1 protein-coding gene is annotated in these 3326 nt (G+C 67.3%); it reads left to right on the forward strand.

Annotation, left to right across the window (positions count from 1 at the left end):
- The coding region (locus ABIE04_RS17725) for a beta strand repeat-containing protein (protein WP_436410401.1) at positions 1-3326 on the forward strand (3326 nt) is incomplete at both ends.

Genomic DNA, 3326 nt, shown 5'->3' on the forward strand with positions numbered 1-3326 from the left:
GCGCTGGGGACGCTCGCTGTCAACAGCACAGGAACCACCAGCTTCAACGCGGCGGTGCAGGCAGCGAGCCTGACCACGAATGTCGGCGGCAGCACCGTGTTGGGTGGTGTCGTCACCACCGCCGGCACGCAAACCTACGGCGACGCGATGACCCTGGGCGCCAATGCAACGCTGACCGGAACGACGGTCAGCCTGGCGGCCGTGACCGGGGCTGGAAACAACCTGACGGTGACCGGCAATGCGGTACTGGCCGGACCGGTGTCGGGCGTGAACGCGCTGCAGGTCAGCGGCACGACGAACCTCAATACCGCCAGTGTGAGCACCAGCGGCAGCCAGACCTACAGCGGCGCGGTGACGCTGGGCGTCAACTCGACGCTGGCAAGCAGCGGCATCGGTGCCATCGGCTTCGGTTCCAAGGTTGATGGCGCGCATGCACTGACGGTAAACACGGGTGGTACCACCAGTTTCGGCGATGCGGTCGGCGGCACGACGGCGCTGACCAGCCTGACCACGGATACCGGCGGCAGCACCATGTTGGGCGGCAACGTCACCACCAGCGGGGCACAGGCCTACAACGACGTGGTGACGTTGGGCGCCGATGCCACGCTGGCCACGACGGACAGCAACGTCACCTTCGGCAGCACGGTGGACAACGTCAGCGTCACGGCGCGGAAGCTGACGGTGAGCGCTGGAAGCGGTGCGGTGACGTTCGGCGGCGCGCTGGGTGGTGGCCTCAACGGCGCACTTTCCGGCCTGTCCGTGACGACGACGGCGGCGGCTGGCATCACGCAAGGTGGTGCGTTCAAGGTCGCCGGGACATCGAGCTTCAATGCAGGAGCGAACGCGATCACGCTGACCAATGCCGGCAATGTCTTTACCGGTGCGGTGAGCCTGGCCGGCGGCAACGTGAGCCTGGTGAACAGCACGGCGACGATCCTGGGCACGACGACGGCTACCGGCACTCTGGACGTGGGCAGCAACGGTGCCCTGAGCCAGAACGGTGCATTGACGGTGGCGGGCGCGGCCACGTTCACCCAGAACAGCATCGCGCCAGGAACCACGCAAGACATCAACCTGGGCAGCCAGAACAACAGTTTGCTGGGGGGAGTGACGTTTGCCGCCGGCATCGGCGCGGGGGTCAACAACCTGTCGCTGAAGAACACGGTCGCCAGTCCCGGCGCCCTGACGCTACCGGCCAACGTGGCCGGCATCCTGACGTTGAACTACTCCAATGCCGCGGCCACCCTGACGGTGCCGCTGGCAGGCGTAACGATTGGCGGGCTGGATCTGACGGCCGGCGGCGGCATCGTGATCGACGGCAACGTGAGCACCAGCGGTGCGCAGGCCTATCACAGCGCGGTGACGCTGGGTGCCGACACGGTCCTCGCCAGCTCGGGCAGCGGCAACATCGGTTTCGACTCGACCGTCAATGGTGCGTACGCGCTGACGGTGAACACCGGTGGCACCACCAGCTTCGGTGGTGCGGTCGGCGGCACGACAGTACTGACCAGTCTGACCACGGATACCGGCGGAAGCACCATGCTGGGCGGCAACGTCGCTACCAGCGGTGCGCAGGCCTACAACGATGCGGTGGCGCTAGGCGCCGACATGACACTTGCGACCGTCAACGGCGCAGTGTCCTTCGGCAGCACGGTGGACAACGCCACGGCGACCAAGCGGGCGCTCACCGTCAACGCCGGCACCGGCGCGGTGACGTTCACTGGTGCGCTTGGCAATGGCGCCAACGGTGCCCTCACCAGTCTGGTTACCCATAGCGGAACCTTCAATGCCAACGCATTGAACATCGGCAGCGGCGGACTTGCGGTGACCACCACGGCGGGTGGCATCGCGCAAGGTGGCGCCTTCACGGTGGCCGGCGCATCGAGTTTCAACGCAGGCAGCGGCACGATCACGCTGACCGATGCGGGCAACGACTTCACCGGTGCGGTGAGCCTGAGCAACAGCGGCGCGAACGACGTGGCGGTCAGCGATGCGGGCGCACTGGTGCTGGGGGCATCGACGATCGGCAGCGGGGCGCTGACCCTGACGGCGACCGGGATCAGCCAGACCGGCGCCATCGTGCAGGCGGCCGGTGGCGGGGCGGTGACGCTCGATGCCGGTGCGGGCGACCTGACCCTGACCAATGTGGGCAACGACTTCACCGGGCCGGTCACGGCCAGCGGCCAGGCGATTCGGATCACCGACGCCACGGCGCTCGACATGGTCGGGTTCACGAGTGCGTCGAACAAGGACGTGTCGCTGGTGGCCAGCGGCCAGCTCACGCTGGCGCCGACGATCACCGCCATCGACACCGGGAGCGGCAATCTCACCCTGTCCTCGGGCACGAGCCTGACGACCCAGGGCGATCTCAGCGGCAACAACGTCACGCTGACCGGCACCAGCGGCTTGACGTTGAATAACTTCATCAATGCCTCGGGCACGTTGACCCTGGCGAGCAGCACGGGCGGCATCTCACAGACAGCCGGCGGTATCACTGCCGGCAGCACCAGCAGCATCTCCGGCGGTGGCGGTGCGGTAAGCCTGGCTTCGGCCGGCAACGACTTCGCCGGCACCGTGACGGCCAGCGGCGGCAGCATCACGCTGACCGACATGAATGCATTGACGGCGGACTTGACGACAGTCGGCGACGCCGTTCTCACGGCGGGTAGCAATCTTGCGGTCAGCGGATCGAGCAACAACCTGACCACGAATGCCGCTGCGACCAGTTTTGGCGCGACGACGGTGGGCGGCAACCTGTCGACGACGGCAGCGGGTGCCATCAGTCAGACCGGTGCCCTCAGCGTGACGGGGAGCAGCAGTCTTGGTGCGGGCGCCAACGCGATCACGCTGACCGACGCGGGCAACAACTTCACCGGCGCGGTGGGCTTAAGCAACAGCGGCGCGAACAACGTGTCGATCCGGGACGCCAATGGGCTGATCCTGGGCAACGTCAGTGTCGGCACGGGAACGCTGGGCGTGCAGGCGGTGGGCATCACGCAGGCGGCGGGCACGGCCATCGTGCAGTCGGCAGCGGCCGGTGCGGCGAGCCTCAACAGCGGTGGCGGCGCGATCACGCTGGCGAACAGCGGCAACGACTTCACCGGTGCGGTGAATCTGACCGGCGGTACCACGCAGATCACCGATGCGAACGCGTTGACACTGGGCACGTTGGCTACGGGGGCGCTGACGGCCATCAGCACAGGTGCACTGAACCTGGGCAGCGGCACGGTGGGTGGCAACCTGGCGGCGACCAGCAACAACGGCGCGATCAGCCAGAGCGGCGCATTGGCCGTGTCCGGCAGTAGCACGCTCAATGCAGGCAGCGG

The sequence above is a fragment of the Rhodanobacter soli genome (assembly GCF_040548735.1).
GTDB classification, from domain to species: Bacteria; Pseudomonadota; Gammaproteobacteria; order Xanthomonadales; family Rhodanobacteraceae; genus Rhodanobacter; species Rhodanobacter soli_A.